This is a genomic window from Bacillus paranthracis, from assembly GCF_001883995.1.
GTDB lineage: Bacteria > Bacillota > Bacilli > Bacillales > Bacillaceae_G > Bacillus_A > Bacillus_A paranthracis.
The window spans coordinates 16,990-41,983 of sequence record NZ_MACE01000051.1 but is presented as its reverse complement, the minus strand read 5'-3'; the positions used below and the strand labels follow the sequence as shown (position 1 = coordinate 41,983).

Sequence of the window (24,994 nt, the reverse complement as noted above, 5' to 3'; positions counted from 1 at the left end):
TGAAGTAACCCTACTATGCGTGGTAAACATTTAATCTCAAAACGTAATGAATATAAGAGATTAAAGAAGTTTCACTTTATGTAGCAGGGAAGTTTGGACCATCTAATTTTGGATTGCCAGTTTCGGGTTTATTTTGTTTATTTTGTTTTTTCTTTTTTTCGTTTTTGTTCTTTGCCATTTTCATGCACCTCCTTTTTGTATTGTTACCATTTCTATAAATGACATACAAAATGATTTCTTTGACGAATAACAACTAGTTTTGTCATGTGGGCAGGAGTGAAGAATCATTCGGCGAAATTACATGACAAAGGAAAAGCAAAGAAGGAGGCGTTTTGTATATGGCGATGGTTCAGAAGGAAGATGTAATGAAAACAATGGATCAAATGTTAAGTTCTCTCGATTTGCTGGAAATGAATATAGGGATTAGAATGAATCATGCATTAAAGGATAAGAGTGAAAAAATATGCAACAAGATAGAAATAACAGAAATGCATATTGAGCATATGGAAAATAAATTAGTGCATCACGAAGAAAAAGGGAATTGGGTGAAGGCATTTCAAAACGTCGTAGTGAGTGCATAATAAGGTGGGAATAAAATGAAGTATGAGGCATTAATACAGTCTTCGGAAAAACTTATGCAACATAATAATGAAGCAAATGTGAAAAAAAGAGAAATGATTGAATACGATTTTTATAAGGATATGAAACCGTTTGTAGATATGGTAGATGAGGAATTAAAAGTGTGGAAAGAATTAGCTTATGAATGGATTAAGGAAGAAAAACCGAAGTATATACATGTACAGCAAATTGATCAAGTGTACGATAATTTACAAACAAATGTGTTGCAATGCTTTGTAAATAAAGGTAAAGGTAAGCGATTCTTTGAGACGCATCAAGCCATTTCGTATACTTTGCAAAATATAATTGAGCAATGTAAGTAACAAGAGGGAAAACCCTCTTGTTTTTTATGCTTCTGTCACTGTTGTAGGTTTTGTTGCCCCGTTTATTTCTAGTTCTTTTATTACTGTTCGGTAATCTGAAATACATATTTTCCCTTCGAGATACCAATGTCTCGCAAAGTCTAACAATTCATTTACATTCTCTGTGTAATACCCCTTTTTTTGAGAAAACGCTTGTTTTAAATCCCCTAATACCATGTTGATTCCTCCCCCATGAGAATCTTCTTCTTTTTTATCATAGCATGGAAGGGTTTTCTTTTATAATTTTTTAAAAATTTAAACTTCCGACAAAAATAGACAGATACTCCGTCACACAAATTATTTTACAAGTACATATTATATATGTAGAAACTTATGTGAAGGAGGAGAGAATGCATGTTTCAACAATCTAACGTATATCAGCAATCTAATCCATATGCACAGCAAAATATGTACCAATATAATACGGATACATATTTACGTTATAATATGTATCCTTTCGAGCCTCATTATGGAAATCAAAATTATTACCAGCCATTTGAAGTATCGTTTATGAATCAACCGCAGCAACCGTATATGAATCAACAACCGCAACCTTATATAAATTCACAATACTATATGCCACCACCATCTCCCTATGGCAATCAACAAGCGATGTTTTATCCACCAAAACAACCGTATCCGACACAAAATAAACAAAAGCAACAGCAGCAACCAAGTCAATTTTCTAGTTTTGTTTCCCAATTTAAAAATTCAGATGGTAACTATGATGTAAATAAAATGATGAATACAGCTGGACAAATGATGAATGCGATGAATCAAGTGACAGGTATTGTAAAGCAAGTGGGAGGCTTTTTTGGTAAGTAATGTCGAAGGTTTGTCTATAAAAAGCATTGGATAGAAAATCAAAGACTAGACAAATTTCCTTAGAATAAATGGGTATATATAACAAGCGGCTTACCCTCTTTTCTCATACTGTAAAGTGTAATCAGATTTTTTTATGAGAGAGGAGAGAAAAACTATGCATCATTGTCATCCTTGCTTTGGAGGGCATAAGCCTACAGGACCTATTTGTACAACTGCTCCTGTCATTCATCCGACGAAACAATGCGTAACACATTCTTTTTCAACAACGGTGGTGCCACACATTTTCCCGACGCATACAACACATGTACATCATCAACAAATTAAAAACCAAAACTTCTTCCCGCAAACAAATTCAAATGTAAATGTTGTGGACCCAATCGATCCAGGATTCGGCGGATGTGGACCATGTGGCCATGGTCATCATCACCACCACCACGGTCATCAAATATCCCCATTCGGACCAGGACCGAATGTATCGCCGTTTGGACCAGGACCAAATGTATCACCATTTTTACCAAACAATGTATCACCAGTAGGTCCGAATATTGGACCAAACGTTGGTGGAATATTTAAAAAGTAAATGATATGTTAGAACTAGCGAAATGCTAGTTCTTTTTTTGTAATTGGAGTGTTGATATGAAAGTTATTGCAGTAACAGGTTATAAGCCATTTGAACTTGGAATATTTAAAAATGATCATCCAGGAGTAGAATGTATAAAAAAGGCGCTGCGTCGTAAATTAACTGCTTTTGTAGAAGATGGGTTAGAGTGGGTTATAATAAGTGGCCAGTTAGGTGTAGAATTATGGGCTGCTGAAGTTGTTTTTGAAATACAAGTAGAATATCCAGATTTAAAATTAGCGGTATTTACTCCATTTTTAGAACAAGAAGAAGGTTGGAAGGAAGATAACCGTGAATATTACGAATTTATTCTCTCTCAAGCAGACCATGTTGATAGTATCACAAAACGAAAGTACGAAAGCCCAGAGCAATTTAAATTAAAAAATCAATTTTTTATTGAAAAAAGTGATGCACTTTTAGCTGTATATGATGAAGAAAAACCAGGGAGTCCTAAATATATTGTAGAAGCGGCAAAGAAAAAAGGAGAAATAGAAAATTATCACAGTTATTTCATTCTTTTTTCCGATTTACAAGATATAATAGAAGAGGAACAGTGGAATAATGCTGAGTAATATGTAATATAGTACTCGTATATATGATTGACAAAAAGCATTGTTTCTGAAAAAATTTAGTTAATGAAAGTTTTGGCAAAAATTTGAGGTGAAGAAAATGATTTCGGATAAAATTAAATTAACGGCAAAAGATATTTTAGAAAAAGAATTTAAAACAGGTATGAGAGGTTATCAACAAGAAGAAGTAGACAAGTTTCTTGATATGATCATTAAAGATTACGAAGCTTTTCACAAGGAATTTGAGCAATTAAAGCAACAAAATGCTCGTTTAAAGCGTGAACTAGAAGAACAAAAGCTAGCAGCAACGCAAGTTCCACAACAACCAGTTGTACAAACACCAGTTGCACAACCAGTATATAACAACACGAATACGGACATTTTAAAACGTCTATCGAATTTAGAAAAAGCTGTATTTGGAAGTAAGTTATACGAATAATTTCTGGTGATAAAAAGGTTACAGCATTTTACATAGAAAAAAACATTGCAAAATCTTTTTGTTTCCACTATACTAATGGATGTCATAACGTTTGGGTAATCGCTGCAACGCCAACGTTGTAGAGGAAAGTCCATGCTCGCACGGCCTGAGATGGCTGTAGTGTTCGTGCCTAGCCAATTCATAAGCTAGGGTATTCTGGCTGTAAGGCTGGTTTAACGGCAGGGAAAAAACCTAAGTCCTTTCGGATATGGTTTGACTACCTTTAAAGTGCCACAGTGACGAAGTCCTTGAAGAAATGATAGGAGTGGAACGAGGTAAACCCCACGAGCGAGAAACCCAAATAATGGTAGGGGAATCTTTTCCAAGGAAATGAACGATGGGAAAGGACAGGTTGTATAACCTGTAGATAGATGATTGCCACCGGAGTACGAGGCGTGGGCCGTTTGCAGTACAAAGGAACAGAACATGGCTTACAGAACGTTATGAACCAACTATGAAATAACTCAGCTCTCCTTTGTTAGAGGAGGGCTTTTTATTTGTATGAAGTTATAAATGATGAGTTAAAATGGTTAATGAGAAAATTCTTCGTAAAATGTAATAATTAATAGGATAAATGGCTATTAATTATTGTTTGAATATACATAAGAGGTGAATGCAAATGGGAAAAGTTACTTTAATCGCAACAGCGGCAATGGGTATTGAAGCTTTAGTTGCCCGAGAAGTTCGTGATCTAGGTTATGAATGCCAAGTAGAAAACAGCAAAGTAACATTTGAAGCAGATGAAAAGGCGATTTGTCGCACGAATTTATGGTTACGTACTGCGGACCGTGTGAAAATTAAAGTTGGCGAATTTAAAGCGACAACATTTGATGAGCTGTTTGAGAAAACGAAAGCATTAAACTGGGGAGATTATATTCCAGAAAACGGTGAGTTCCCTGTTATCGGTAAATCTTTAAAATCTGAGTTATTCAGTGTTTCGGATTGCCAACGTATCGTTAAAAAGGCTGTCGTTGAAAAATTAAAAACAACATATAAACGTACAACTTGGTTTGAAGAAGATGGCCCGTTATTCCGTATTGAGATTGCAATGTTAAAAGATATCGCAACATTAACAATTGATGCAAGCGGTGTTGGGCTTCATAAACGTGGATACCGTGTGGATCAAGGGGAAGCTCCTTTAAAAGAAACATTAGCTGCGTCTTTAATTAAATTAACAAACTGGAAGCCAGATCGTCCTTTCGTGGATCCTTTCTGCGGATCAGGTACAATTCCGATTGAAGCAGCATTAATTGGACAAAATATCGCACCAGGATTTAACCGTGGTTTTGCATCGGATGAATGGGGCTGGGTTGGTAAACAAAATTGGCGTGAAGCTCGTCAAGAAGCTGAAGATTTAGCGAACTATGATCAACCATTGCAAATCATTGGATCAGATATCGATCATCGTATGATCCGTGTTGCTCAAGATAATGCAGAAGAAGTCGGTTTAGGCGATTTAATTACATTTAAACAAATGCAAGTAAAAGATTTCACAACAAAAGAGGATTATGGCTATGTTGTAACGAATCCTCCATACGGAGAACGTTTAAGTGAAAAAGCACTTGTTGAACAACTGTATAAAGAAATGGGACAAGTATTCCGTCCATTAGACACATGGTCGGCGTATGTATTAACAAGTTACGAAGCGTTTGAGAAGTGCTACGGAAAAGATGCATCGAAGAAACGTAAACTGTTTAACGGATTTATCCGTACAGATTACTACCAATACTTTGGAAAACGTCCACCTCGTAATTCATAGTATAAAACTCCTCCAGCGCGCATATACTGGCTATTATGTAATGCGTAAAGGAGGAACTAATATGGATAGTTTCCAATTATCAATGATTCAAAAGGCTATTCACCGTACGTATGATGAGCTCGGAAAAGAAGTGGATAGCCAAGGTGCGATTGTAGATGAAATACAAAAAGCACAAGAAGAATATTTGTCAGCTCTTTCACATGAAACAGCGATAGATAAACGGTATTTAAAGTCATTAATATAGAAGAAAATTTTCCTTTTTCGAAAGGAAAATTTTTTTTCGTGTATTTCTATGTATTACAACAGGGGAAAGTGGCTGCACATATATGAGTAGCAGTTGCTATATCTTTTATAGAAAAACTTTTTGGTTGGAGGCTAAGGATGTTTACTGAGAAGAGATTACCATTTGAAGTAGGGAAACAAGACAATTTTTATGATAAGTTGAATGAGTGGATTGGAGATGTATTTTACGACATCCTTCCGGAAAAAGGCTTTGAAGAGCGTGATGAACAAATTTTTATGGCGTTTCAATTAGAGCGTGCTTTCCAAGAAAAGAAAGTTATGTTCGCAGAAGCGGGTGTAGGAACCGGGAAAACAATTGTATATCTTCTATATGCAATTTGCTATGCGCGTTATACTGGGAAACCAGCTATTATCGCTTGTGCAGATGAAACGTTAATTGAGCAGCTTGTGAAAGAAGAAGGGGACATTGCTAAATTATCTGAGGCATTAGGCTTATCGGTAGATGTAAGACTTGCGAAATCAATGGATAATTATTTATGTTTACGTAAACTTGAAGATGTTATGAGTGGACGAGCTCCAGAAGTAATTGAAGATGTGTACTACGAATTACCGCAGTTTGTATTCGATCATGGTACGATGCAAAACTTTACTCACTACGGTGACAGAAAAGAATTTCCACTTTTAAATGACGAAGAATGGTCAAAAGTAAATTGGGACTACTTCCAAGATTGCTTTACTTGTGATTCTCGTCATCGTTGCGGGCAAACTCTATCACGTGAACATTATCGTAAAGCGGCAGATTTAATTATTTGTTCTCAAGATTTCTATATGGATCATATTTGGACGTACGATGCTCGTAAGCGTGAAGGGCAAATTCCGTTATTACCAGAAAGCAGTTGTGTTGTATTCGATGAAGGACATCTTGTAGAATATGCAGCTCAAAAAGCTTTAACATATCGTTTAAAGCAAACGATGATGGAGCAACTTTTAACGAGATTATTACAAAATGATATTCGCGAGGAGTTTGCGCATTTAGTAGAAGAAACAATTTGGCAAACAGAGCGATTCTTTGATGTGTTGCAAGAGAATAAAAAAGAAATTGCTGGTTCTGATCGTTTAGAAATTACTGTGACAGAAAAAGTAACGGCTGAAGCGAAGCGACTTTATGCGAAAATTGGTGAAGTCGGTGATGCATTAGTATTTGAAAGTGAAATGCATACAGTAAACACGTATGATTTAAATATCGTTGATGAACATTTAGATGTATTAGAGCATTCACTTCGTCTGTTTATGCACGAGAAAAATGTAATTACATGGGGTGAAGAAGGTGATGGAGCCTTCACGTTAGTAATTATGCCGCGTGCAGTTGAAGAAGTATTACAAGAGAAAGTATTCTCGAAGAAAATCCCGTATATTTTCTCTTCTGCTACATTATCTAACAACGATTCATTCGCATTTACAGCAAATAGCTTAGGGGTAAAAGATTACTTATCATTCTCAGTTGCCTCCCCGTTTGATTACGAAGAGCAAATGGCAGTAAACTTACTATCTCATACGAAAGAAAATGAATGGGAAAGAAAGTGTCAATATACACTTGAAAATATACAAAAAACAAATGGACGTACACTTGTATTATTCCGTACAACGCAAGAACTTGCAGCGTTTAAAGAATATGTAAGTAAAGAACAAATGTCAGTTCCGTTCCTATATGAAGGGGACCAAGAAATTAGTCAGCTTGTTTCTCGTTTCCAAAATGAAGAAGAGACTGTACTTTGTGCCGTTCATTTATGGGAAGGTTTAGATATTCCTGGTTCATCATTATCACATGTTATTATTTGGTCATTACCATTCCCTCCAAACGATCCTGTGTTTGAAGCGAAGCGTAAGCACGTAAATGATCCATTCTGGGATGTAGATGTACCATATATGATTTTACGTCTTCGTCAAGGGATTGGCCGTTTAATTCGTACGAGCGAAGATAAAGGTGCTATATCAATATTCTTATCTGATACAGAAGATGAGAAAGTGGTAGAAGCAGTGAAAAACGTACTACCAGTAGTAGGTAAAGAATTATAAGGAGAAAGCTTGGCGCTCGCCAAGCTTTTTTTCTATTATAAAAGGAATTTAGATTTTCATGTCGAATTAAGTTTGAGGTAGAAAAAGGAGGTTTTTATATAATGACAGTAGCTACATATGAAGTAGAAAAACAATTTTTAACATATGTGAAGAAGATACAAAATTACGGAGAAGCATTAAGCTTAATGTTTTGGGACTTGAGAACAGGGGCGCCTAAAAAAGGTGTAGACCAGCGTTCAGAAGTAATTGGCATGCTTTCATCAGAAGTGTTTGCTATGTCGACTTCAGATGAAATGGGAAATTATTTAACAGAGCTTGAAGATTTAATACGTGAAGACAAGCTTTCTGAAACGACGAAGAAAATGGTGGAAGAGTGCCGTAAAGAATATGATAGAAATAAGAAAATTCCACAAGCGGAATATGAAGCGTATGTGAAATTAGAAGCGAAAGCAGAAAGTGTGTGGGAAGAAGCTCGCGAAAAATCTGATTTCGAAATGTTCCGTCCGTATTTAGAACAAATCGTTGAATTTAAAAAGAAATTTATTACATATTGGGGTTATGAAACATATAAATATAATACATTATTAGATATGTATGAGCCGGGCATTACGGTAGAAGTGTTAGACCACGTATTTGGTCAACTTCGTGAGCGTATCGTACCGCTCGTAAAAGAAATATCGGATTCGCAAAAGAGATTAAAGACAAGTGCTTTATCAGAACATTTTTCAAAAGAAAAACAAAAAAACTTTACATTAGAGCTATTAAAGCAATTAAATTATGACTTTGAAGCAGGTCGTCTTGATGAAACGGTACATCCATTCGAGATCACATTAAATAGAGGGGATGTTCGTATTACGACACGCTATGACGAAAAAGATTTCCGTATGGCTGTGTTTGGCACAATTCATGAATGTGGTCATGCTGTATATGAACAAAATATTGCAGAGAAATTTGAAGGTACACCGCTATGTAGTGGAACATCTATGGGTATTCATGAGTCACAATCATTATTCTTTGAGAACTTTATCGGTCGTAATAAATCATTCTGGAAGAAAAATTATGATTTATTAAAAGAGTATAGCGATGGTCAATTCAATGATATATCAGTAGATGAGTTTTATGATGCAATAAATGAATCGAAGCCTTCATTTATTCGCATAGAAGCAGATGAGCTTACATACCCGCTTCACGTTATGGTTCGTTATGAACTTGAGAAAGAGTTATTTGATGGCACATTACAAGTGAAGGATTTACCAGCGGCTTGGAACGATAAAATGGAAGCATATTTAGGAATTCGTCCGGCTAACGATGCACAAGGCGTATTACAAGATGTTCACTGGGCTGGTGGTTCATTTGGATACTTCCCATCTTATGCGCTTGGTTATATGTATGCAGCGCAATTTAAGCAAAGAATGGTAAAAGACATTCCGAATTTTGATGCATTATTAGAAGAAGGAAACGTAACACCAATTCGTGAATGGTTAACAGAAAACATTCACCAATACGGTAAAACGAAAAAGCCACTTGAAATTTTAGAAGATGTAACAGGTGAAGGATTGAATGCAAATTACTTAGCAGATTATTTAGAAGCGAAGTATAGAGAGATTTACGAGTTATAAAAAAGGGCTGCTTACTTGCAGCTCTTTTTTTAAGGGGATAGAAAAATGGAGTATACTTATACAGTAATGGCGCAAGAAGAAGCAGAAGAAATTGCATACAACTGGCATTATGAAGGGAAATATTCCTTTTACGATATAGAGGCAGATGAAGAAGATTTAGCCGAATTTTTACAAGATGAGAGTAGAGGGGATCATACATTTTCTGTGAAGGAAAATGGCACTCTCATTGGTTATTTTACTGTTTGTAAAATAAATGATGGAACGGTTGATATAGGTCTTGGGATGAGACCTAATATAACTGGGAATGGATTTGGTTTACAGTTCATAAATGCTATACTAGCTTTTAGTAAAGAAAAATATGGATGCAAGTATATAACACTATCAGTAGCTACATTTAATAAAAGAGCGATTAAAGTGTATAAAAGGGCAGGGTTTGAAGCAGTTGGGACGTTTATACAGAAGACGAATGGTAGTTATTTTGAATTTTTGGAAATGAATTATATATGTAAAGATAACTAAAAAACAGAAGAGAGTTCTTCTGTTTTTTAGTTTAATGTTTTTTTTAGCAACTGTATTAACTTTCAGTTGCTAGCATGTGTATAGCTGCTTCATGCATGTCTTTCAAACCTGATACTTGAGCGTATTCAGCAACAGTGATGCTACTTGTTGTTAGAAGTTCGATAATATGTTCTTCCATTCTTGACCAAGTTTTACCACCAGCGTTGTCATAAGAGTGAATTAACTTTGTTAATCCATCTTTCCCAAAGAGTAGATAATGCGATGTGAAATCTATAGATACATCACCTATCCCTACTTCTGTCCAATCGATTAAACCAGTTACATTATTTTTTTTATCAATCAGAATATGACCTGGATGTATATCCCCATGCTTTACTCCCACGTGAGATGGCCAAAAAGAATCTTCAGCTAGCCATGCTTGCCAACGATCCCATAAGTTTTGATTAATATGGTATTGTTCCTTCACTCGATTCATCCTTTGTTGCATAGAAGTTCTTAATTCATTAGCCGTAAGAATTTCAACACCTATATTATTAAATTTTTGCTGAGGTAATGAATGTACATTCGCTAGAACTTTTCCTAATGAAATATAGTATTCGGTTGGTACATTCTTTTCATTAAAGTTCCATACATATCTTTGTTGTTCTATATCGATAGTAGCAGCAGGAAAGCCATTTAGTTGTTTATAAGCAATTAGTTCTTCAGAAAATATAGACCAATCAGGAACTTGGAATGCTGCATGTTTTTTCATAATTTCTAACGCTTCTTTTTCTCGTAAGGCATGTCTCATGGATTCTGGTCTACGAGGAATTCTTAGTATCCATTTATCTCCGTTTTGTTCTGTAACGTGTGCTACTTGAAAGTCAACGCCAGATTCATTGATTTCTATTGAATCTTCTAAGATATTTAGTCCTTTTTTATTTGCTAATTGTTTCACTTTAAATGTATTCATTTTTATTTCCTCCAATTGTTTATTTTGATTTTAATGCTTTTATACGTTTTCTGTTACTAATCATCCTAAATACATCAATATGATTAAAGAAATGTAATCATAAAAAAACCACAGACGGGCTTCTGTCTGTGGTTAAGAGTAAACGAGGATATAAGGAATAAACGTCTCTCTTTGTATGAAAAATATACGAAAAAAAGACAGATGTATATCTGCCTTTCTCCATGTGGAAAGTGTACTCTTCCGTTGAAGATTATTAAAAATGTGCAGACTAATCCCGTTTACTCTGCTTTATGAAAACAGAGCCTTTGAACATATTAAGTTACTTAGTGTTCAAAGTTTGCTGACGTAGTCTTCCTGCGTGCATCATCTTTAACAATCCTCCTTTTAATAGTATAGTAACAATATACTTTGTTTATAAGTAAACATCAACTAAAAATACTAGATGTAATATTAATTGAAAGTGTTGAAAGAGTATGTGTATCATTGAAATTTAGTAGCAAATAGTAGGTCTAGCAAGGAAGGTAGAGATAAGCATGATTACAATTAAAACGAAAAATGAAATAGATTTAATGCATGAATCTGGAAAGTTACTTGCTTCATGTCATAGAGAAATTGCGAAGATAATGAAACCAGGTATTACAACAAAAGAAATTAATACGTTTGTGGAAGCGTATTTAGAAAAACATGGTGCAACGTCTGAGCAGAAAGGGTACAACGGATATCCATATGCGATATGTGCATCTGTAAACGATGAAATGTGTCATGCATTTCCGGCCGATGTTCCTTTGACTGAGGGTGATATTGTAACAATTGACATGGTAGTAAACTTAAATGGTGGTCTTTCAGATTCTGCTTGGACGTATAGAATTGGAAAAGTTTCTGATGAAGCAGAAAAGTTATTACTAGTAGCCGAGAATGCTTTGTATAAAGGCATTGAGCAGGCGATAATCGGTAATCATGTAGGAGATATTGGTTATGCGATTGAAAGTTATGTAGCTGCTGAAGGTTTTTCTGTCGCAAGAGACTTTACGGGACATGGAATCGGTAAAAAAATTCATGAAGAACCAGCAATTTTTCATTTTGGGAAGCAAGGACAAGGGCCTGAGTTACAAGAAGGAATGGTAATTACAATTGAGCCAATTGTCAATGTAGGTATGCGATATTCGAAAGTAGATTTAAATGGATGGACCGCGAGAACGATGGACGGGAAATTATCAGCTCAATATGAGCATACAATTGCGATTACAGAAGATGGACCAATCATTTTAACGAAGTTATAATTGGGAATGAAAGAGTTTACAAAACTCGAACGAAAATGATGTTTTTATAAAATTTGTACGTGTTTTATGAATAAAAGCTTTTCAAAGTATAAAAAGTGCGTTATAATCCTTCTATAAAATAAATAGTTAGCTACACTCATATAATCGCGGGGATATGGCCTGCAAGTTTCTACCGAAGTACCGTAAATACTTTGACTATGAGTGAGGACGAATATATTTGCTTGTTTAGCATTCTTTTTTGCGAAACTCCAAAAGCGCGTCTCTCACTTGTAAAGAGTGGTGGCGGCTTTTGGAGTTTTTTTATTGCATAAGAGGGGGAACAAACATGAAAGTATTACAAGAAAAGATTTTGAACGAAGGAAAGGTTTTATCTGGTGATGTATTAAAGGTAGATGCATTTTTAAATCATCAAATTGATCCAGTACTTATGCAAGAAATCGGAAAAGAATTTGCTAAACGTTTTAAAGAAGAGAACATTACAAAAATCGTGACGATTGAATCTTCAGGTATTGCACCAGCAGTTATGGCTGCATTAGAGCTTGGTGTAAAAGTAATCTTTGCTAGAAAGCGTAAATCGTTAACGTTACAAGATAATATGTATGTTGCAAACGTATATTCATTTACAAAACAAGAAACGAATGAAATTTCGTTATCTCGAAATCATATTGATGAAAGTGATCGCGTTTTAATTATTGACGACTTTTTAGCAAACGGTCAGGCTGCTTTAGGTTTAATGAGCCTAGTAGAGCAAGCTGGAGCAAGTATTGCTGGACTTGGTATTGTTATTGAAAAAGCATTTCAAGATGGAGGAAAGAAGCTTCGTGAACAAGGCGTTCGTGTTGAATCACTAGCAGAAATTGCATCACTTCATAATAACGCAGTTACATTTGTACAGCAAGAAACTGCGGAGGTGAAATAAACGATGAAGCAACATCCAATTAAAATCGCATCGCTTGGTATGCAGCATATGCTTGCTATGTATGCTGGCGCAATTATCGTTCCGCTTATAGTGGGCGGCGGACTTGGTTTAAATCAAAAAGAGTTAACATATTTAGTCTCAATTGATTTATTAATGTGCGGCGTTGCGACAATTTTACAAGCATTATCAAATCGCTTTTTCGGTATTGGACTCCCAGTTGTACTAGGTTGTACATTTACAGCCGTTGGGCCGATGATTGCAATCGGAAAACAATACGGCGTATCCTCTATTTATGGAGCAATTATTGCTGCGGGGTTATTCGTTGTTATTTTTGCGAAATTATTTGGAAAGCTTGTAAAGCTGTTTCCACCTGTTGTAACAGGATCTGTCGTTACCGTAATTGGAGTTACACTTGTTCCAGCAGCAATTAATGATATGGCTGGAGGAGTAGGAAGTAAGGATTTCGGTAGTCTTGAAAATTTAGCATTAGCATTTGGTGTGTTACTATTTATTATCATTATGTATCGTTTCTTCGACGGATTTATTCGTTCAATCTCTATTTTACTAGGTCTATTGTTCGGTACAATCGTTGCAGCATTTATGGGGAAAGTAAGCTTGCAAGCGGTTGGAGAAGCGGATTGGTTCCATGGTATCCAGCCATTTTATTTCGGTACACCAACGTTTGAATTAACGCCAATTATTACGATGATTCTCGTTGCTTGCGTAGGGATTGTAGAAGCGACAGGTGTTTATTTTGCATTATCTGATATTTGCAATAAAAAGATTGGTGAAAAAGAATTAACAAAAGGGTATCGTGCAGAAGGATTAGCGATGGTGTTAGGTGGTATTTTCAACGCCTTTCCGTATACAACATACTCACAAAACGTAGGGCTTGTTCAATTAACTGGAGTAAGAAATCGCGTGATTATTTACACGTGTGGTGGTATGTTAATCGTTCTTGGATTCATTCCAAAAATCGCAGCTATTACAACAATCATTCCGAAATCAGTACTTGGCGGTGCGATGTTAGCGATGTTCGGTATGGTAATGGCATATGGTATTAAAATGTTAAGTAGCGTTGATTTTGGAAGACAAGAAAACTTATTAATCGTTGCATGTTCTGTTGGGATCGGACTAGGAGTTACTGTCGTTCCTACATTATTCTCACAACTTCCAGAAAGCATTCGTATTTTAACAGATAACGGAATCGTACTAGGAAGTGCGTCAGCAGTCCTTTTAAATATCGTATTTAATATGGTGCCACAGCGTAAAGTGAAAGTAAAAGAAGAGCCGGTGTCTATGCAAAGTGCGGTAAGAGAAGCGTAAAATTGATAAAAGGTTCAAATCGCATGCGATTTGAACCTTTTATTTTTGTGTTGTTTACGAGACCTTGCTTTTCTTTTTAAGTGGCATCATCTTTCCGTACGTACCAAGGCGCCATATATACTCAAGTGGCCCGTATTGGTAACGTGACAGCCACCAGCGGCTAATAAAGATTTGCAGCGTGTAGAAACCGATGCAAAATAGTGGTCCTACCCATAATGGAGCAAGATAATCATTTTTGAACAATATTCCGAATACAAGCAACGTAACAATTGTATGCGAGATATAATTTGTTAATGCCATTCGACCAACGTACTGGAACGGACGTAATATCTTTTGCCATTTTTCTTTTTGTAATAAACGCATGAGCGTGAAAATGTAGAATATGAATAATGTCTTTCCGCTTATCATCGTAATACCCATAAGTGAAAATGGTGTGTATGGCTGATTGTTCATAAAGAAGTAAACCATAATAAACCACATCGGTAATGTTAAAACAAACATAATAATTTGCCATTTCTTTAGTTTTGGATCTAATTCTTTCGCACGGCGGAAAATATCTTTTTTACCGGCATATAATCCGAGTAAAAACAATCCTAGTGTTTCAGGAAGCATAATAAGACTGTTACTTATTGCTTCAGAGTAGAAAGAATAGAATCGGTCTGTGATTTGTAAGCCCCAGTTTTCTAACGGCATAATTGCTGTGGAAAGGCCTAACTCCTCTACTGGCACGATTAACATGACAAGAGAACCTAATAATGTGAACAATTGCATGAAACTTAATAGTACAATTGACCATATTAAAATAGTACGTGGCTTTCTTTTGTAAAATAAAAATAAGAAAAACCCGGTAATTGCATAAGTATGTAAAATGTCTCCGTCCCATAAAAGAACGTAATGTAAGAAACCAAATAATAATAAAATAAGTAAGCGACGAACAAATAAAGTTTTTGGTCGATCTGTTTTCGCTTCAGCACGAGTCATAAAAATGTAAAATCCTAGGCCGAATAAAAACGAAAAGATAGTATAAAACTTTGTTTGAATAAACATATCGTAAAATAGACGGATATAGCTATCTAGCCCCTCGTAAACTCCTGTAATATCACGTGAGTCAATCCCGGCGATAACAGGCCAGTTCACAAGAAAAATACCAAGTACAGCTATTCCTCTAATAATATCGATGGAGTGTATCCTCTCGCCTTGTGAAATGTTTTGTGTCATTATTTTCCTCCTTGTTAAGTAATTCCCTTTTATTATACAAAATGTAAGATGGAGGGTATAGGGTGGATTTCCATTTTTTTTAACTATTAAGTTATGTAAGATGAGATATAATAAGAGTGCACAACAAGTTTTAATCTTCTTCAAAACAGGCAGTGAAGCTCCTTCTTATAAGGGGCTTTCTTTATGAAAAAGTGTTGATAATGATTCTCTTTAATGATAAAATGTATTCAAAAGTGATAATCATTATCAAAAAAGGTTGGTGCATGAGTATGGTATATGCATTAGTAGCAGGTACAGTCGCTGTATATGCAGTTATTGCAAAGTATGTTTTAAATGGAGTAGGAACAGCAAAATGAGTGATATTACATAAAATCCCTTTCATTTGTAAAAAGAATGAAAGGGATTTTTTATTTTTAATGAGAATATGCTGAAAATTTAGTATGATAGTAAAGTGAAAAGGTAATCAATGAGTAGGTGCATTTCTCATTGGTTATTAGCTTGCAAATAGCATATACATCTTGGATAAAGGGGAACAAGGGGATGACAAACATAGTACAGACAAACGGTATGAAAAAGCTTGTTTGTTTTTATGAAGAGTGGCAAAAACACGGCGATGCAGAGAATAGTTTAAAGTTGTTTGAAGTAATTCAAAAATATAAACGAGAGCAGCTTATGATAGCATTCTGCGGTCACTTCTCAGCAGGGAAATCAACGATGATGAATCATCTATATAAAGCGCAGTTGTTACCGACAAGTCCAATTCCGACAAGCGCTAACGTCGTTAAAATTGAAAAGGGATTTGATCGTGTTGTTGTAACGATTAAATCTGGAGAGCAGTACGAATATGACGGTGCATATTCAGCAGAAGAATTAAAACAAATTTGTAAAGATGGCGATGAGGTAATTGGTGTTCATATTTATCGGAATGATGCACCAATTCCTGAAGGTGTTATGTTAGTTGATACACCAGGGATTGATTCAACAGATGATGCCCATCAACTAGCGACAGAATCAACGCTGCATCTAGCAGACGTAATTTTTTATATGATGGATTATAATCACGTCCAATCGGAAGTGAATTTACAATTTGTTAAAGAATTGAAACAACGTAATAAAACGGTTTATCTCGTTGTAAATCAAATAGATAAACATAAAGAAAATGAATTATCGTTTGCAGATTATAGCGATAGTGTAAAACAATCATTCTCTAACTGGGATATTGAAGTAGATGGAGTTTATTATACATCATTACGAATGATGAACCATCCACATAATGAAATTGAAAAGCTAGAAACGTTAATTACTTCTATTATGAAAGAAAAAGAGCAGTATGTAAGAGATGGAATGGTGCGAGAAACAGAATATTTAATGGGGGAACATTTCTCGTTTATTCTTTCTGAAAATGAAAAAGCTCTTTTGAAATATGAGGAAGAGTTAGCATCACCGCTTTCCATTTCAGAAATAGTTGAAAAGAAAGAAGAGCTAACGGAAATGAAACATCGCGAGGCTAATAAAGAGTCTCAAATGAGAAATGAATTTATAAAAGGCTTACAAGCTATATTAGATAACGCGTATTTAATGCCATTTGAAATGAGAGAATTGGCAAATGCATACTTAGAAACAAAATTAACAAAATTTAAAGTTGGTTTGCTATTTGCGAAAGGAAAGACTGAGCAAGAAAAACAGAGACGTTTAGATGCTTTTTATGCTGCTTTGCAAAAGACTGTCGAAACGCAACTTGATTTTCATGTGAAAGAATTTATTGTTGCCTTCTTAAAAGAAGAAGGGTTGTTTACAGAAGAGATTGGGAAAGACATATATGATTTAGAAATTGCTTTTGGACCAGAAATGTTAGCAGAAGTAATTAAACAAGGTGCAGGTTTCACAGGTGATTACTTACTTCTTTATACAGCGGATGTAGCGAATGAATTAAAGAAACGTTATTTTACAAAAGCACAGCAAATTTTTGATAAAAGTGCAGTCGTTTTAAAGCAAAAGGTAAAAGAAGCAGTTGATCGTATTGAAGAAGAGATTGAAACATATACGATGTTGCAAACGGCGAAAGAAACGAAATTGCAATACAGTAACAATTTGGAGGCATATGAAGGCTATTTACAAAATGTTTGGCATGATCGTGTTGCTACACCAGAAGGATTGCAAATAGAAGAGATATTGCAAAGTAAAAAACAAATTGTTAGTGAGAAATTCACACTACAAGAGCAGGAAATTGTAAATGATAACGTAACGGCTCGTGAGGAAGAGATAAAAGGAACGGCAGCTTTAAATATTCAGCGTATATTAGAGAAAGTGAAGAAAGCTGAAACGATATTAGAGCCATTGCCAGCGCTAAAACATGTACAGCAAGAGGTAATAGAAAAAAGGCGCCGTGTGGAAACGAAACAATTTACAGTAGCATTATTTGGAGCTTTTAGTGCTGGGAAATCATCATTTGCCAATGCATTGCTTGGTGAGAAAGTACTTCCAGTGTCACCAAATCCGACGACGGCAACGATTAATCAAATTTTGCCAGTTACAGAGGAAAAACCACACGGAACAGTAATGGTTCAATTTAAATCAAAGCAAGCCTTATTAGAAGATATGAAAGCTGTTTATAAGCTGTTTCATTATGAGATTACTACGTTAGATGAAGCGTTAGCACAGATTGATAAAGTTATGAAATACCCTTCACCAACTGGGAAGCAAAAAACAACATTTAGCTTTTTACGAGCAGTACAAAAAGGGTATGATACAGTTTCTGCACATTTAGGCGAGAAAGTACAAGTTACATTAGAAGAGTTTTCTGATTATGTAGCGAATGAAGAAAAATCTTGTTTTGTTGAGTACATGGAGCTTTATTATGATTGTGCATTAACAAGGCAAGGAGTAGCGCTTGTAGATACACCTGGAGCGGATTCTATTAACGCCCGCCATACAGACGTTGCGTTCCAGTATATTAAAAACGCAGATGCTATTTTGTTTGTCACGTATTATAATCACGTGTTCTCTCGTGCTGACCGTGAATTTTTAATTCAGCTCGGTCGTGTAAAGGATACTTTTGCTCTTGATAAAATGTTCTTCTTAATTAATGCGGCCGATTTAGCAGAGTCTGAAGAAGAACTTGAAATGGTAAAAGGTTATATCGCAGACCAGCTACTACAATACGGTATTAGAAATCCACGTTTATTTGCAATTTCAAGTTTATGTGCGCTTGAAGAGAAACAAGGAAAAAATATTGAGAAAGAGAAGTACGGTATTTTACAAAACTCTGGGATTACTAAGTTCGAGGAATCATTTACATCCTTTATGATGAGAGATTTAATGCTCGTATCTGTTCATGCTTTATATGGTGCATTGCAAGGGGCAGATCAGCTGTTAGTAAATATGATAAATGGTGCAAAGCAGGGGAATGAAGAGAAAGAGAAGCAAACGAAAAAATATGAAGCAGAGCGTGATCAACTACTTCATATTATTTCATCATATAGTGTGCTTGCTGAAGAACAGGCGATGCAAAATGAAGTGAAAGAATTGCTTTATTACGTGCAACAACGTCTATTCCTACGTTATAACGATGTGTTTACTGAATTTATTAATCCAGCATCACTTCGAACGGATGGAAATGTGAAAGTGCAGTTGCAGCAGTGTGTTATGGAATTAGTAGCATTTATTCAGCATGATTTATTACAAGAAATGCGTGCGACATCATTACGCCTTGAAAGATGGATAGATGAAGCGATGAAGCGTGCAAAGAATGAAATTGTGGTGAACTGTAAAGTAGAAAATGAATCAATTTCTATGAATGGAACAGTGGAATATGAATATAAAGATATTACACATAAAGAACCGTTTCCTTCAGTTGAAATAAAAGATTTCAAAAAAGCATTGGCACACTTTAAAAACGAGAAAAGCTTTTTTGAAAAGAATGACAAAGCCTTTATGCAAGAAGACGCTAAATCTGTATTAGAACCTCTCGTATCAAACTATGTAGCTGATGAAAAAGATTTATTTGTTCATCATTATAAGCAAGAGTGGGATTTGAAATGGAACTTATTCCAAAAAGTGATGCAGCAAGATGTGATGAATTATTATGAAAGTGTATTATTTGCATTGGCTGAAACGATTGATGTATCACTATATGAACAAAGTAAAGAACAATTGCAAAAGCAATTAGTAGAGATTGAAAAAGAAATGTATGTGATGTAGTCGTTATGAGAAAAAGATTCGTTCGATTTTCTTTTGTAGTACCGTATCTAAAGATTTGACAAATCCAGCAAATTCATCGGTAGAAATCATATGAGTAAGAACGAGTCGTCTGCCGTCTGGTGTTTCACCGCATAAGACGAACGAAGAAAATTCATATGTTTTATTTTCTACTACTAATTTTGGATAGGAATACGTGTCGCTCTTCTTCTTCTTTCCATCAATAGAGATGACGTTGCATTTTTTCTCATTGTTGTCCATGGTGAATCCCTCCTTTCTATTACTTATGGTAGACAAGGAGGGTTTAGAACAATAGAGAAGGGGGAATTTTTTATGACTGTTGTAATAGAACGTATTTCAAAAGAAGCTATACCGAAGTCTTTATTACTACTTGCTGATCCAAGTGAACAGCAAATTGGTGCATATGTACAAAGAGGATTAACATACGTAGCTAAGCAAGAGGATAATGTAATCGGTGTATATGTAATTTTGGAAACAAGGCCGAAGACGATGGAAATTATGAATATTGCGGTTGTAGAGCATTTGCAAGGAAAAGGGATTGGAAAGAAGCTAATAAGTCATGCTATAGAAACTGCTAAAGGATATGGTATGTCAAAACTTGAAGTTGGTACAGGCAATTCTAGTGTTTCACAACTTGCTTTCTATCAAAAATGTGGATTTCGTATTTTTTCTATTGATTTTGATTACTTTTCGAAGCATTATGAAGAAGAGATTATTGAAAATGGGATTGTATGCCGTGATATGTTTCGGCTTGCAATGGAATTAAATCAGAACGTATAACTTATTTAGGGGGAAGAGAAGATGGAAGTACATAAAGCAATTACAGCACATTCTCGTAAACAAAATGAAAGTGTAAAAGCATGTTTACAATTAGATGCGCAGCGTGAAGCAGCTATTGAAGCAGCCGTATCTCTTGCGTCAAATGGGAAAGAATTTTCGGTTGATGTCATTAATGTTGTAACGAAGCAAATTAATGCTCTTGCAAAAAATGGTGTTACACTAGAGCGTAAATATGTTACAAAAGAAATGGTTATGGAGTATGTAAGTCGTTTGAAAGAGAAAGAAGGTCGTTAAAGATGTTAGTTACAGTCGAATGGTTACGTGAGCATATAGAAGATGAGAACGTCCGTATAATCGATTGTCGTTTTGATTTAGCGAATCCTAATTGGGGTAGAGAAAAGTATGAGGAGGAACATATTCCTCATGCATTATATTTTGATTTGAATGTAGATTTATCAAGTCCTATAACAGAACATGGTGGTCGCCACCCGTTACCAAATATTGAGGAGTTTGCAGACAAGCTGTCGCGAGCTGGTATTGATGAACATACGACAGTGATTGCATATGACAGTGAAGCGGGTGCAAATGCTTCTCGTCTTTGGTGGTTATTAAACTATGTAGGACATGAGAAAGTATATATATTAGATGGTGGATTTCCAGCATGGAAAGAGAATGGACTACCAGTAACAACAGAAATTTGTGTTGCTAAACGAAAAGCATTCAAAGCAAATGTACAAAATCATATGCTTGTAACGATGGAAACGGTGAGAGAGAATATCTATGCAGGTGCAGATGTTACGTTAATTGATTCTAGAGAGCCAAAACGTTATGCTGGTGTAGAGGAACTTGTTGATCCGAAAGCAGGACACATTCCAACAGCAGTAAATTATTTTTGGAAGGATGGAATGCTGCAATCAGGACAATTTAAGAATGAAGCTCAGCAACAAGAACGATTCCAAAATCTTTCGAAAGATAAGGAAACAATTGTATATTGTGGTTCTGGTGTTACAGCATGTCCAAATATCGTTGCATTGAAATTAGCTGGATTTCAAAATGTTAAATTGTATGCAGGTAGCTGGAGTGATTGGATTTCTTATCCAGAAAATCAAATTGCAAAAGAAGAAGATTAATCACTTGCATGCAAAAATAATTTGTATTAAAATAAGGTCACAAGCAAGAGATTGCTCGAAAAACTTTGTATTTTACACATTGGAAACAATGTGATAATATAACGACAAGTAAATAATACATCCTGCGGTGTACGTAACTTATTTATGTCTAAAACCGATGTTAGTTATACGGAAGCTCAATATTTAGTGACCATCATCAAGCCTTCCTTGTGGAGGAAGATGTACGGTAACTGTGAGGGCATCCACCTGCGAGTAGCGGGTTTTTGGACATTTACGAGGAGCGGCACTTGCGGGGGTCTTATTTCAACTAACATTATATAAAATTCCTACGGTGTACGTAGCTTATGCATGTCTTAAACCAATAAGTTTAATATGGAAGTTCAATATTTAAATGTAGCTAACATGCCATCTTTTTAAGAAGGAAGTTACAAACATTTGTGAGAGCATCCACCTGTGAGAGCAGGTTTATGGACATCTAGAGATAACGGCATATGTGGGGCTATATAAAAACCTTACGTTTTATACGTAAGGTTTTTTTGTTGTATACATATATCCATGTTATCTCGATTCACCTGTGAAGTTTCCATAATAAATGTAGCACTTTCTGTCTTCATCAATCTCTCTTGAATCTAAAGTAAACTCCATATGCATGCCGTCCTGTTGAATATATATAATATCTGAATGAAGAGATGGTAAAATTTCTTCATAGTTCCATACATCTTTACTTTCAATCAAGTTGGAACTCGTATCCTTTAGCTCTCTAATTTCAAAACCGATGTGGAAGTAAGTAGGATCTGAAGGGTCGTTAGAAAAAGTTTCTTGTTGAATATATATAACTACTGTTCCATCTGGATCTACTGAAGTTGCAGTAACAACATATGTATTTTTATCTTTTATAAAATATTCACAAGTCATGCGTGCGATAATTTCAGAATTAGAAATATTTGTGTAATTCCATAAAGCAGGATACCCTTTTGTTTCATCATTAAGTCGATATTCTAAGCGCATTTCATCACTCTTCTTCCTTTTTCTTCTACTTTATCATGGCTTCTTATATAATAGAAATATATTTTATAAAGGGGAGTGCGAAGGTGACAAAAACGAAATGGCTAGTAGGTGGTGTCGTAACGTCTTTAATGACTGGCACCTTATTTGGCTGCGCACAAGATTTACCCCCAAAACCGAATGATAAAAGTTGTTCAGATTGGGATTGGGATGATGAACTTGGGGTATGGCAGTGTGATGATAGTAGTTCAGGTTATCGTGGACATTATTTCTATGGCGGAACATACTATCAAAATAAATCCACTTTTAAAAATTCATCGGCATTTAAATCGTATCAATCGTCTGCGGAATTTAAAGGTGGAATTGGAAGCGGTTCAAAGGGAGGATTTGGGGGCTAACATATGTCGCAATACATAAGGGATCGAAAAGAGTTTTATTCAAAATATCAGGATTTCTGGTCGGATTTATATGAATGTGAGTATAGTTTGTTTCATGTTTTTCCTATAACAAATGAGACTATGAAACAATTACAAGTTGCAACTGAACGAATGGGGAAAATATTTTTTAAGACTGCTAGACTTTTGCGTAATTTAAGTGACGAACAGCTTCTTGAACTTGGATTTCCCCCCGCAAGCTTATCGTTCATTAGAATGAAAGGATTATATCCTGAATCTGTTATTTCACGATTTGATTTCGTTTTAACAGGCGATAACCAAATGAAAATGCTTGAGTTTAATAGTGATACACCTACCTTTATTATGGAATGCTTTCAAATGAATGGGGAAGTTTGTAAAAAGCTAGGTTATGATGATCCAAACTTAGGCCAAGAGCGATTGCTATCCTCTGGTGTTACAAAAGCTGTAATGGAAGCGACAAAGGGAATAGACAACCCAAATGTTGTTTTTACAGCGCATCATGAGCATATTGAGGATTGGAATACGACTATGTATTTAAGTCAGTTATGCCGTGTTGAAAATAAAGTCGTGCCAATGTCAGAACTTAGAATTACAAAAGATTCTTTAGTGGATAGGGATGGAGTGCAAATTGATGTTTTATATCGTCAAACATATCCGATAGAAGATTTAATTGAGGATCAAGATCCTGAAACAGGGGATTTGGTAGGTGTGGAGTTGTTGCAACTCGTAAAAGCCGGAAAGCTGTTTATTATAAATCCTTTGTCAGCATTTTTACTTCAGCCTAAATCAGTTCAGTGTCTTATTTGGGGATTAGCAGAAGAAGAGGTCTTTTATACAAATGAGGAACGACAGTGGATTAAAGAATATATGTTACCTACATATTTAGAACCAGATTTATTTTTAGGAAAAGGTTCTTTCGTTCAAAAACCTTCATTTGGTAGAGAGGGAGACACGATTACCATTCGTGATAAGGACGAAAATATTATGATTCAAAATGCACACCAAACGTATAAAGCGTCACTGCCGATATTTCAAAAGTATACAGAACTTCCAGTCGTATCTTTGGAAACAGAGAAAGGGATGGAGAAACTGTCGTATGTGTTTGGTTCGTTTTTAATTGCAGGAAAAGCAAGTGGTATCGGTATTCGTGCTGGTGAAAAAATTACGGGGAATGAATCGTACTATTTACCAGTAGGTATAAAAAAGGAGGAAGTATATGATTAATTTTTTATTATATTTAGCAGTAACACTTGGTCTTTTATGCATAGGTCTTTTCCTGATGGAAGTGACAACGAAAGTAAAAGAATTTAAGTTAATGGCCCAAGGGAATAAGGCAGTAAGCTATGTACTTGGAGGGCGATTACTGGGGTTAGCTATTGTTTTATATTCAACAGCAGCTAATTCCATTTCACTTCTTGATATGGTTTCGTGGGGAGCGGTTGGGATTTTGGCTCAAATTATCGTCTTTTATTTAGCTGAGTGGCTTACACCACGCTTTAATATAAATAAAAGTCTTGAAGAAGATAATCAAGCGGTCGGTCTTTTTCTTATGTTTTTATCGCTTTCAATTGGGATTGTAATTGCTGGTTGTATAACTTATTAAAAACTTTACGTTTAAACGTAAGGTTTTTATTTTTACTAATTTTAAAATATGTGCTTCATTCATTTGATACGTAGAAAGAGAAATAGTATGTATATGAGAGGGAGTTGTTGTAATAAGGAAAAGATTCCATTCAAGGTGTTGACATCTATTTTAAATAAGAGTAACATTTTCTATGTAATAAAAATAAGTCTCTGTTAGGTGAGGCTCCTGTATAGAGAAATGCTACTGCCCAAAAATGTCGAGAGACGCCAATGGGTCAACAGGAATGATCGAATTAAGGTTTTTCTTAATGTAGCTGGTAATGTACCTATGCTATACAGTGCTAAAACTCGGCGAGGGAGAGGTCCGTAGATTTCTAATTGTATTAGGAATCGTTTATTTGTGTATGTCATGGCCTTTACTCTTTTCGGAGTAAGGGTCTTTTTGTTACAAAGCTATGAGTAATTTCATAGTATAAACT

The 24,994-nt window shown here is 35.4% G+C and carries 27 protein-coding genes, 3 other RNA genes and 2 riboswitches; of the genes, 24 read left to right on the top strand and 6 right to left on the bottom strand.

The window, feature by feature from the left end; all coding sequences use genetic code 11:
* Positions 1 to 76: 76 nt before the first annotated feature.
* Entirely contained in the window at positions 77 to 253 is a 177-nt protein-coding gene (locus BAQ46_RS30925; RefSeq protein WP_001982922.1) for a hypothetical protein, read from the bottom strand.
* 85 nt (positions 254 to 338) lie between these two features.
* Here BAQ46_RS30925 and BAQ46_RS21380 point away from each other — a divergent pair, with 85 nt between their 5' ends.
* Both BAQ46_RS21380 and BAQ46_RS21375 read left to right on the top strand, forming a co-directional pair.
* Positions 339 to 581, top strand: coding sequence for a hypothetical protein (locus tag BAQ46_RS21380; RefSeq protein WP_001252039.1), 243 nt, complete (start codon positions 339 to 341; stop codon positions 579 to 581).
* A 15-nt stretch (positions 582 to 596) separates the two neighbouring features.
* On the top strand, positions 597 to 941 hold the full coding sequence (locus BAQ46_RS21375) for a YppE family protein (RefSeq protein ID WP_000872959.1): 345 nt from the start codon (positions 597 to 599) through the stop codon (positions 939 to 941).
* A 24-nt stretch (positions 942 to 965) separates the two neighbouring features.
* Here the strand turns inward: BAQ46_RS21375 and BAQ46_RS21370 are convergent, their stop codons facing one another.
* Positions 966 to 1,157, bottom strand: coding sequence for a YppF family protein (locus tag BAQ46_RS21370; RefSeq protein ID WP_000242664.1), 192 nt, complete (start codon positions 1,155 to 1,157; stop codon positions 966 to 968).
* Between the two features lie 177 nt (positions 1,158 to 1,334).
* Here BAQ46_RS21370 and BAQ46_RS21365 point away from each other — a divergent pair, with 177 nt between their 5' ends.
* The 10 genes from BAQ46_RS21365 (at position 1,335) to BAQ46_RS21320 (ending at position 9,687) form a co-directional block, all read left to right on the top strand.
* A complete protein-coding gene (locus BAQ46_RS21365) occupies positions 1,335 to 1,805 on the top strand; it encodes a YppG family protein (RefSeq protein ID WP_000487707.1) in 471 nt (156 codons plus the stop codon).
* Positions 1,806 to 1,959: 154 nt separating this feature from the next.
* Positions 1,960 to 2,385, top strand: a complete 426-nt coding sequence (locus BAQ46_RS21360; RefSeq protein WP_000546265.1) for a CotD family spore coat protein — start codon at positions 1,960 to 1,962, stop codon at positions 2,383 to 2,385.
* A 56-nt stretch (positions 2,386 to 2,441) separates the two neighbouring features.
* On the top strand, positions 2,442 to 2,996 hold the full coding sequence (locus tag BAQ46_RS21355) for an SLOG family protein (protein WP_000862921.1): 555 nt from the start codon (positions 2,442 to 2,444) through the stop codon (positions 2,994 to 2,996).
* 97 nt (positions 2,997 to 3,093) lie between these two features.
* Positions 3,094 to 3,432, top strand: coding sequence for a cell division regulator GpsB (gene gpsB, locus BAQ46_RS21350; RefSeq protein ID WP_000622430.1), 339 nt, complete (start codon positions 3,094 to 3,096; stop codon positions 3,430 to 3,432).
* A gap of 87 nt (positions 3,433 to 3,519) precedes the next feature.
* An RNA gene (gene rnpB / locus BAQ46_RS21345) (RNase P RNA component class B) lies at positions 3,520 to 3,910 on the top strand.
* A 180-nt stretch (positions 3,911 to 4,090) separates the two neighbouring features.
* A complete protein-coding gene (locus tag BAQ46_RS21340; protein ID WP_000521234.1) occupies positions 4,091 to 5,230 on the top strand; it encodes a THUMP domain-containing class I SAM-dependent RNA methyltransferase in 1,140 nt (379 codons plus the stop codon).
* A gap of 61 nt (positions 5,231 to 5,291) precedes the next feature.
* Positions 5,292 to 5,474, top strand: a complete 183-nt coding sequence (locus BAQ46_RS21335; RefSeq protein WP_000376895.1) for a DUF3921 domain-containing protein — start codon at positions 5,292 to 5,294, stop codon at positions 5,472 to 5,474.
* A 137-nt stretch (positions 5,475 to 5,611) separates the two neighbouring features.
* Positions 5,612 to 7,549 (top strand): ATP-dependent DNA helicase, encoded by a 1,938-nt coding sequence (locus BAQ46_RS21330; protein WP_061130700.1) that lies wholly within the window; start codon positions 5,612 to 5,614, stop codon positions 7,547 to 7,549.
* 101 nt (positions 7,550 to 7,650) lie between these two features.
* Positions 7,651 to 9,168 carry a carboxypeptidase gene (ypwA, locus tag BAQ46_RS21325; RefSeq protein WP_000215095.1) on the top strand — a complete coding sequence of 506 codons (1,518 nt, stop codon included), beginning with the start codon at positions 7,651 to 7,653 and terminating at the stop codon, positions 9,166 to 9,168.
* A 45-nt stretch (positions 9,169 to 9,213) separates the two neighbouring features.
* Positions 9,214 to 9,687: a GNAT family N-acetyltransferase gene (locus tag BAQ46_RS21320; protein WP_061130699.1), complete on the top strand. Its 474-nt coding sequence runs from the start codon at positions 9,214 to 9,216 to the stop codon at positions 9,685 to 9,687.
* 55 nt (positions 9,688 to 9,742) lie between these two features.
* On the opposite strand, the gene mphL is transcribed toward BAQ46_RS21320, so the two are convergent.
* The gene (mphL, locus tag BAQ46_RS21315) at positions 9,743 to 10,639 is read right to left on the bottom strand and encodes a macrolide 2'-phosphotransferase MphL (protein WP_046197281.1); all 897 of its coding nucleotides are present in this window, start codon (positions 10,637 to 10,639) and stop codon (positions 9,743 to 9,745) included.
* Positions 10,640 to 11,172: 533 nt separating this feature from the next.
* Between mphL and BAQ46_RS21310 the strand changes: the two genes are divergently transcribed.
* The 3 genes from BAQ46_RS21310 to pbuX all read left to right on the top strand — a co-directional run bounded on the left by BAQ46_RS21310 (position 11,173) and on the right by pbuX (position 14,164).
* Complete coding sequence (locus BAQ46_RS21310) at positions 11,173 to 11,919, top strand: type I methionyl aminopeptidase (RefSeq protein WP_000628427.1); 747 nt, start codon at positions 11,173 to 11,175, stop codon at positions 11,917 to 11,919.
* Positions 11,920 to 12,035: 116 nt separating this feature from the next.
* Positions 12,036 to 12,137, top strand: a riboswitch (purine riboswitch).
* A 107-nt stretch (positions 12,138 to 12,244) separates the two neighbouring features.
* Positions 12,245 to 12,838, top strand: coding sequence for a xanthine phosphoribosyltransferase (locus tag BAQ46_RS21305; RefSeq protein ID WP_061130697.1), 594 nt, complete (start codon positions 12,245 to 12,247; stop codon positions 12,836 to 12,838).
* Positions 12,839 to 12,841: 3 nt separating this feature from the next.
* Positions 12,842 to 14,164 carry a xanthine permease PbuX gene (gene pbuX / locus BAQ46_RS21300; protein ID WP_000809240.1) on the top strand — a complete coding sequence of 441 codons (1,323 nt, stop codon included), beginning with the start codon at positions 12,842 to 12,844 and terminating at the stop codon, positions 14,162 to 14,164.
* 54 nt (positions 14,165 to 14,218) lie between these two features.
* On the opposite strand, the gene BAQ46_RS21295 is transcribed toward pbuX, so the two are convergent.
* Positions 14,219 to 15,382, bottom strand: a complete 1,164-nt coding sequence (locus tag BAQ46_RS21295) for a DUF418 domain-containing protein (protein ID WP_000193095.1) — start codon at positions 15,380 to 15,382, stop codon at positions 14,219 to 14,221.
* A gap of 540 nt (positions 15,383 to 15,922) precedes the next feature.
* Between BAQ46_RS21295 and BAQ46_RS21290 the strand changes: the two genes are divergently transcribed.
* The gene (locus tag BAQ46_RS21290; RefSeq protein ID WP_061130696.1) at positions 15,923 to 19,582 is read left to right on the top strand and encodes a dynamin family protein; all 3,660 of its coding nucleotides are present in this window, start codon (positions 15,923 to 15,925) and stop codon (positions 19,580 to 19,582) included.
* 3 nt (positions 19,583 to 19,585) lie between these two features.
* Here the strand turns inward: BAQ46_RS21290 and BAQ46_RS21285 are convergent, their stop codons facing one another.
* Positions 19,586 to 19,840, bottom strand: coding sequence for a DUF3931 domain-containing protein (locus BAQ46_RS21285; protein ID WP_000369740.1), 255 nt, complete (start codon positions 19,838 to 19,840; stop codon positions 19,586 to 19,588).
* Positions 19,841 to 19,912: 72 nt separating this feature from the next.
* Between BAQ46_RS21285 and BAQ46_RS21280 the strand changes: the two genes are divergently transcribed.
* The 5 genes from BAQ46_RS21280 to ssrS (BAQ46_RS21260) all read left to right on the top strand — a co-directional run bounded on the left by BAQ46_RS21280 (position 19,913) and on the right by ssrS (BAQ46_RS21260) (position 22,014).
* On the top strand, positions 19,913 to 20,380 hold the full coding sequence (locus tag BAQ46_RS21280; protein ID WP_000219273.1) for a GNAT family N-acetyltransferase: 468 nt from the start codon (positions 19,913 to 19,915) through the stop codon (positions 20,378 to 20,380).
* A gap of 21 nt (positions 20,381 to 20,401) precedes the next feature.
* Entirely contained in the window at positions 20,402 to 20,674 is a 273-nt protein-coding gene (locus BAQ46_RS21275; protein WP_000451811.1) for a YpbS family protein, read from the top strand.
* A gap of 2 nt (positions 20,675 to 20,676) precedes the next feature.
* Positions 20,677 to 21,510 (top strand): sulfurtransferase, encoded by an 834-nt coding sequence (locus tag BAQ46_RS21270; RefSeq protein WP_061130695.1) that lies wholly within the window; start codon positions 20,677 to 20,679, stop codon positions 21,508 to 21,510.
* Positions 21,511 to 21,626: 116 nt separating this feature from the next.
* Positions 21,627 to 21,809, top strand: a non-coding RNA gene (ssrS, locus tag BAQ46_RS21265) — 6S RNA.
* A gap of 21 nt (positions 21,810 to 21,830) precedes the next feature.
* Positions 21,831 to 22,014, top strand: a non-coding RNA gene (gene ssrS / locus BAQ46_RS21260) — 6S RNA.
* Positions 22,015 to 22,068: 54 nt separating this feature from the next.
* Here the strand turns inward: ssrS (BAQ46_RS21260) and BAQ46_RS21255 are convergent.
* Positions 22,069 to 22,518: a hypothetical protein gene (locus BAQ46_RS21255; protein ID WP_001235530.1), complete on the bottom strand. Its 450-nt coding sequence runs from the start codon at positions 22,516 to 22,518 to the stop codon at positions 22,069 to 22,071.
* Between the two features lie 83 nt (positions 22,519 to 22,601).
* On the opposite strand from BAQ46_RS21255, the gene BAQ46_RS21250 reads away from it, so the two are divergent.
* The 3 genes from BAQ46_RS21250 to BAQ46_RS21240 are packed head-to-tail and all read left to right on the top strand — an operon-like array spanning position 22,602 to position 24,534.
* Positions 22,602 to 22,913, top strand: coding sequence for a hypothetical protein (locus BAQ46_RS21250; RefSeq protein WP_000169022.1), 312 nt, complete (start codon positions 22,602 to 22,604; stop codon positions 22,911 to 22,913).
* A gap of 3 nt (positions 22,914 to 22,916) precedes the next feature.
* Complete coding sequence (locus BAQ46_RS21245) at positions 22,917 to 24,155, top strand: glutathionylspermidine synthase family protein (RefSeq protein WP_061130694.1); 1,239 nt, start codon at positions 22,917 to 22,919, stop codon at positions 24,153 to 24,155.
* A complete protein-coding gene (locus tag BAQ46_RS21240) occupies positions 24,148 to 24,534 on the top strand; it encodes a DUF350 domain-containing protein (RefSeq protein WP_000606860.1) in 387 nt (128 codons plus the stop codon). Before BAQ46_RS21245 ends, BAQ46_RS21240 begins: the two co-directional genes overlap by 8 nt.
* A gap of 183 nt (positions 24,535 to 24,717) precedes the next feature.
* Positions 24,718 to 24,883: riboswitch (M-box (ykoK) riboswitch) on the top strand.
* Positions 24,884 to 24,994 lie beyond the last annotated feature (111 nt).

What these genes read in the sequence shown, in the direction of transcription:
- BAQ46_RS21355 (WP_000862921.1), top strand. Translation starts at nt 2,442, where the DNA reads ATGAAAGTTATTGCAGTAACAGGTTATAAGCCATTTGAACTTGGAATA.
- BAQ46_RS21380 (WP_001252039.1), top strand. Translation starts at nt 339, where the DNA reads ATGGCGATGGTTCAGAAGGAAGATGTAATGAAAACAATGGATCAAATG.
- BAQ46_RS21330 (WP_061130700.1), top strand. Translation starts at nt 5,612, where the DNA reads ATGTTTACTGAGAAGAGATTACCATTTGAAGTAGGGAAACAAGACAAT.
- BAQ46_RS21365 (WP_000487707.1), top strand. Translation starts at nt 1,335, where the DNA reads ATGTTTCAACAATCTAACGTATATCAGCAATCTAATCCATATGCACAG.
- pbuX (WP_000809240.1), top strand. Translation starts at nt 12,842, where the DNA reads ATGAAGCAACATCCAATTAAAATCGCATCGCTTGGTATGCAGCATATG.
- BAQ46_RS21305 (WP_061130697.1), top strand. Translation starts at nt 12,245, where the DNA reads ATGAAAGTATTACAAGAAAAGATTTTGAACGAAGGAAAGGTTTTATCT.
- mphL (WP_046197281.1), bottom strand. Translation starts at nt 10,639, where the DNA reads ATGAATACATTTAAAGTGAAACAATTAGCAAATAAAAAAGGACTAAAT.
- gpsB (WP_000622430.1), top strand. Translation starts at nt 3,094, where the DNA reads ATGATTTCGGATAAAATTAAATTAACGGCAAAAGATATTTTAGAAAAA.
- BAQ46_RS21290 (WP_061130696.1), top strand. Translation starts at nt 15,923, where the DNA reads ATGACAAACATAGTACAGACAAACGGTATGAAAAAGCTTGTTTGTTTT.
- ypwA (WP_000215095.1), top strand. Translation starts at nt 7,651, where the DNA reads ATGACAGTAGCTACATATGAAGTAGAAAAACAATTTTTAACATATGTG.
- BAQ46_RS21335 (WP_000376895.1), top strand. Translation starts at nt 5,292, where the DNA reads ATGGATAGTTTCCAATTATCAATGATTCAAAAGGCTATTCACCGTACG.
- BAQ46_RS21370 (WP_000242664.1), bottom strand. Translation starts at nt 1,157, where the DNA reads ATGGTATTAGGGGATTTAAAACAAGCGTTTTCTCAAAAAAAGGGGTAT.
- BAQ46_RS21275 (WP_000451811.1), top strand. Translation starts at nt 20,402, where the DNA reads ATGGAAGTACATAAAGCAATTACAGCACATTCTCGTAAACAAAATGAA.
- BAQ46_RS21280 (WP_000219273.1), top strand. Translation starts at nt 19,913, where the DNA reads ATGACTGTTGTAATAGAACGTATTTCAAAAGAAGCTATACCGAAGTCT.
- BAQ46_RS21240 (WP_000606860.1), top strand. Translation starts at nt 24,148, where the DNA reads ATGATTAATTTTTTATTATATTTAGCAGTAACACTTGGTCTTTTATGC.
- BAQ46_RS21295 (WP_000193095.1), bottom strand. Translation starts at nt 15,382, where the DNA reads ATGACACAAAACATTTCACAAGGCGAGAGGATACACTCCATCGATATT.
- BAQ46_RS21320 (WP_061130699.1), top strand. Translation starts at nt 9,214, where the DNA reads ATGGAGTATACTTATACAGTAATGGCGCAAGAAGAAGCAGAAGAAATT.
- BAQ46_RS21340 (WP_000521234.1), top strand. Translation starts at nt 4,091, where the DNA reads ATGGGAAAAGTTACTTTAATCGCAACAGCGGCAATGGGTATTGAAGCT.
- BAQ46_RS21270 (WP_061130695.1), top strand. Translation starts at nt 20,677, where the DNA reads ATGTTAGTTACAGTCGAATGGTTACGTGAGCATATAGAAGATGAGAAC.
- BAQ46_RS21285 (WP_000369740.1), bottom strand. Translation starts at nt 19,840, where the DNA reads ATGGACAACAATGAGAAAAAATGCAACGTCATCTCTATTGATGGAAAG.
- BAQ46_RS21310 (WP_000628427.1), top strand. Translation starts at nt 11,173, where the DNA reads ATGATTACAATTAAAACGAAAAATGAAATAGATTTAATGCATGAATCT.
- BAQ46_RS21360 (WP_000546265.1), top strand. Translation starts at nt 1,960, where the DNA reads ATGCATCATTGTCATCCTTGCTTTGGAGGGCATAAGCCTACAGGACCT.
- BAQ46_RS21375 (WP_000872959.1), top strand. Translation starts at nt 597, where the DNA reads ATGAAGTATGAGGCATTAATACAGTCTTCGGAAAAACTTATGCAACAT.
- BAQ46_RS21245 (WP_061130694.1), top strand. Translation starts at nt 22,917, where the DNA reads ATGTCGCAATACATAAGGGATCGAAAAGAGTTTTATTCAAAATATCAG.
- BAQ46_RS21255 (WP_001235530.1), bottom strand. Translation starts at nt 22,518, where the DNA reads ATGCGCTTAGAATATCGACTTAATGATGAAACAAAAGGGTATCCTGCT.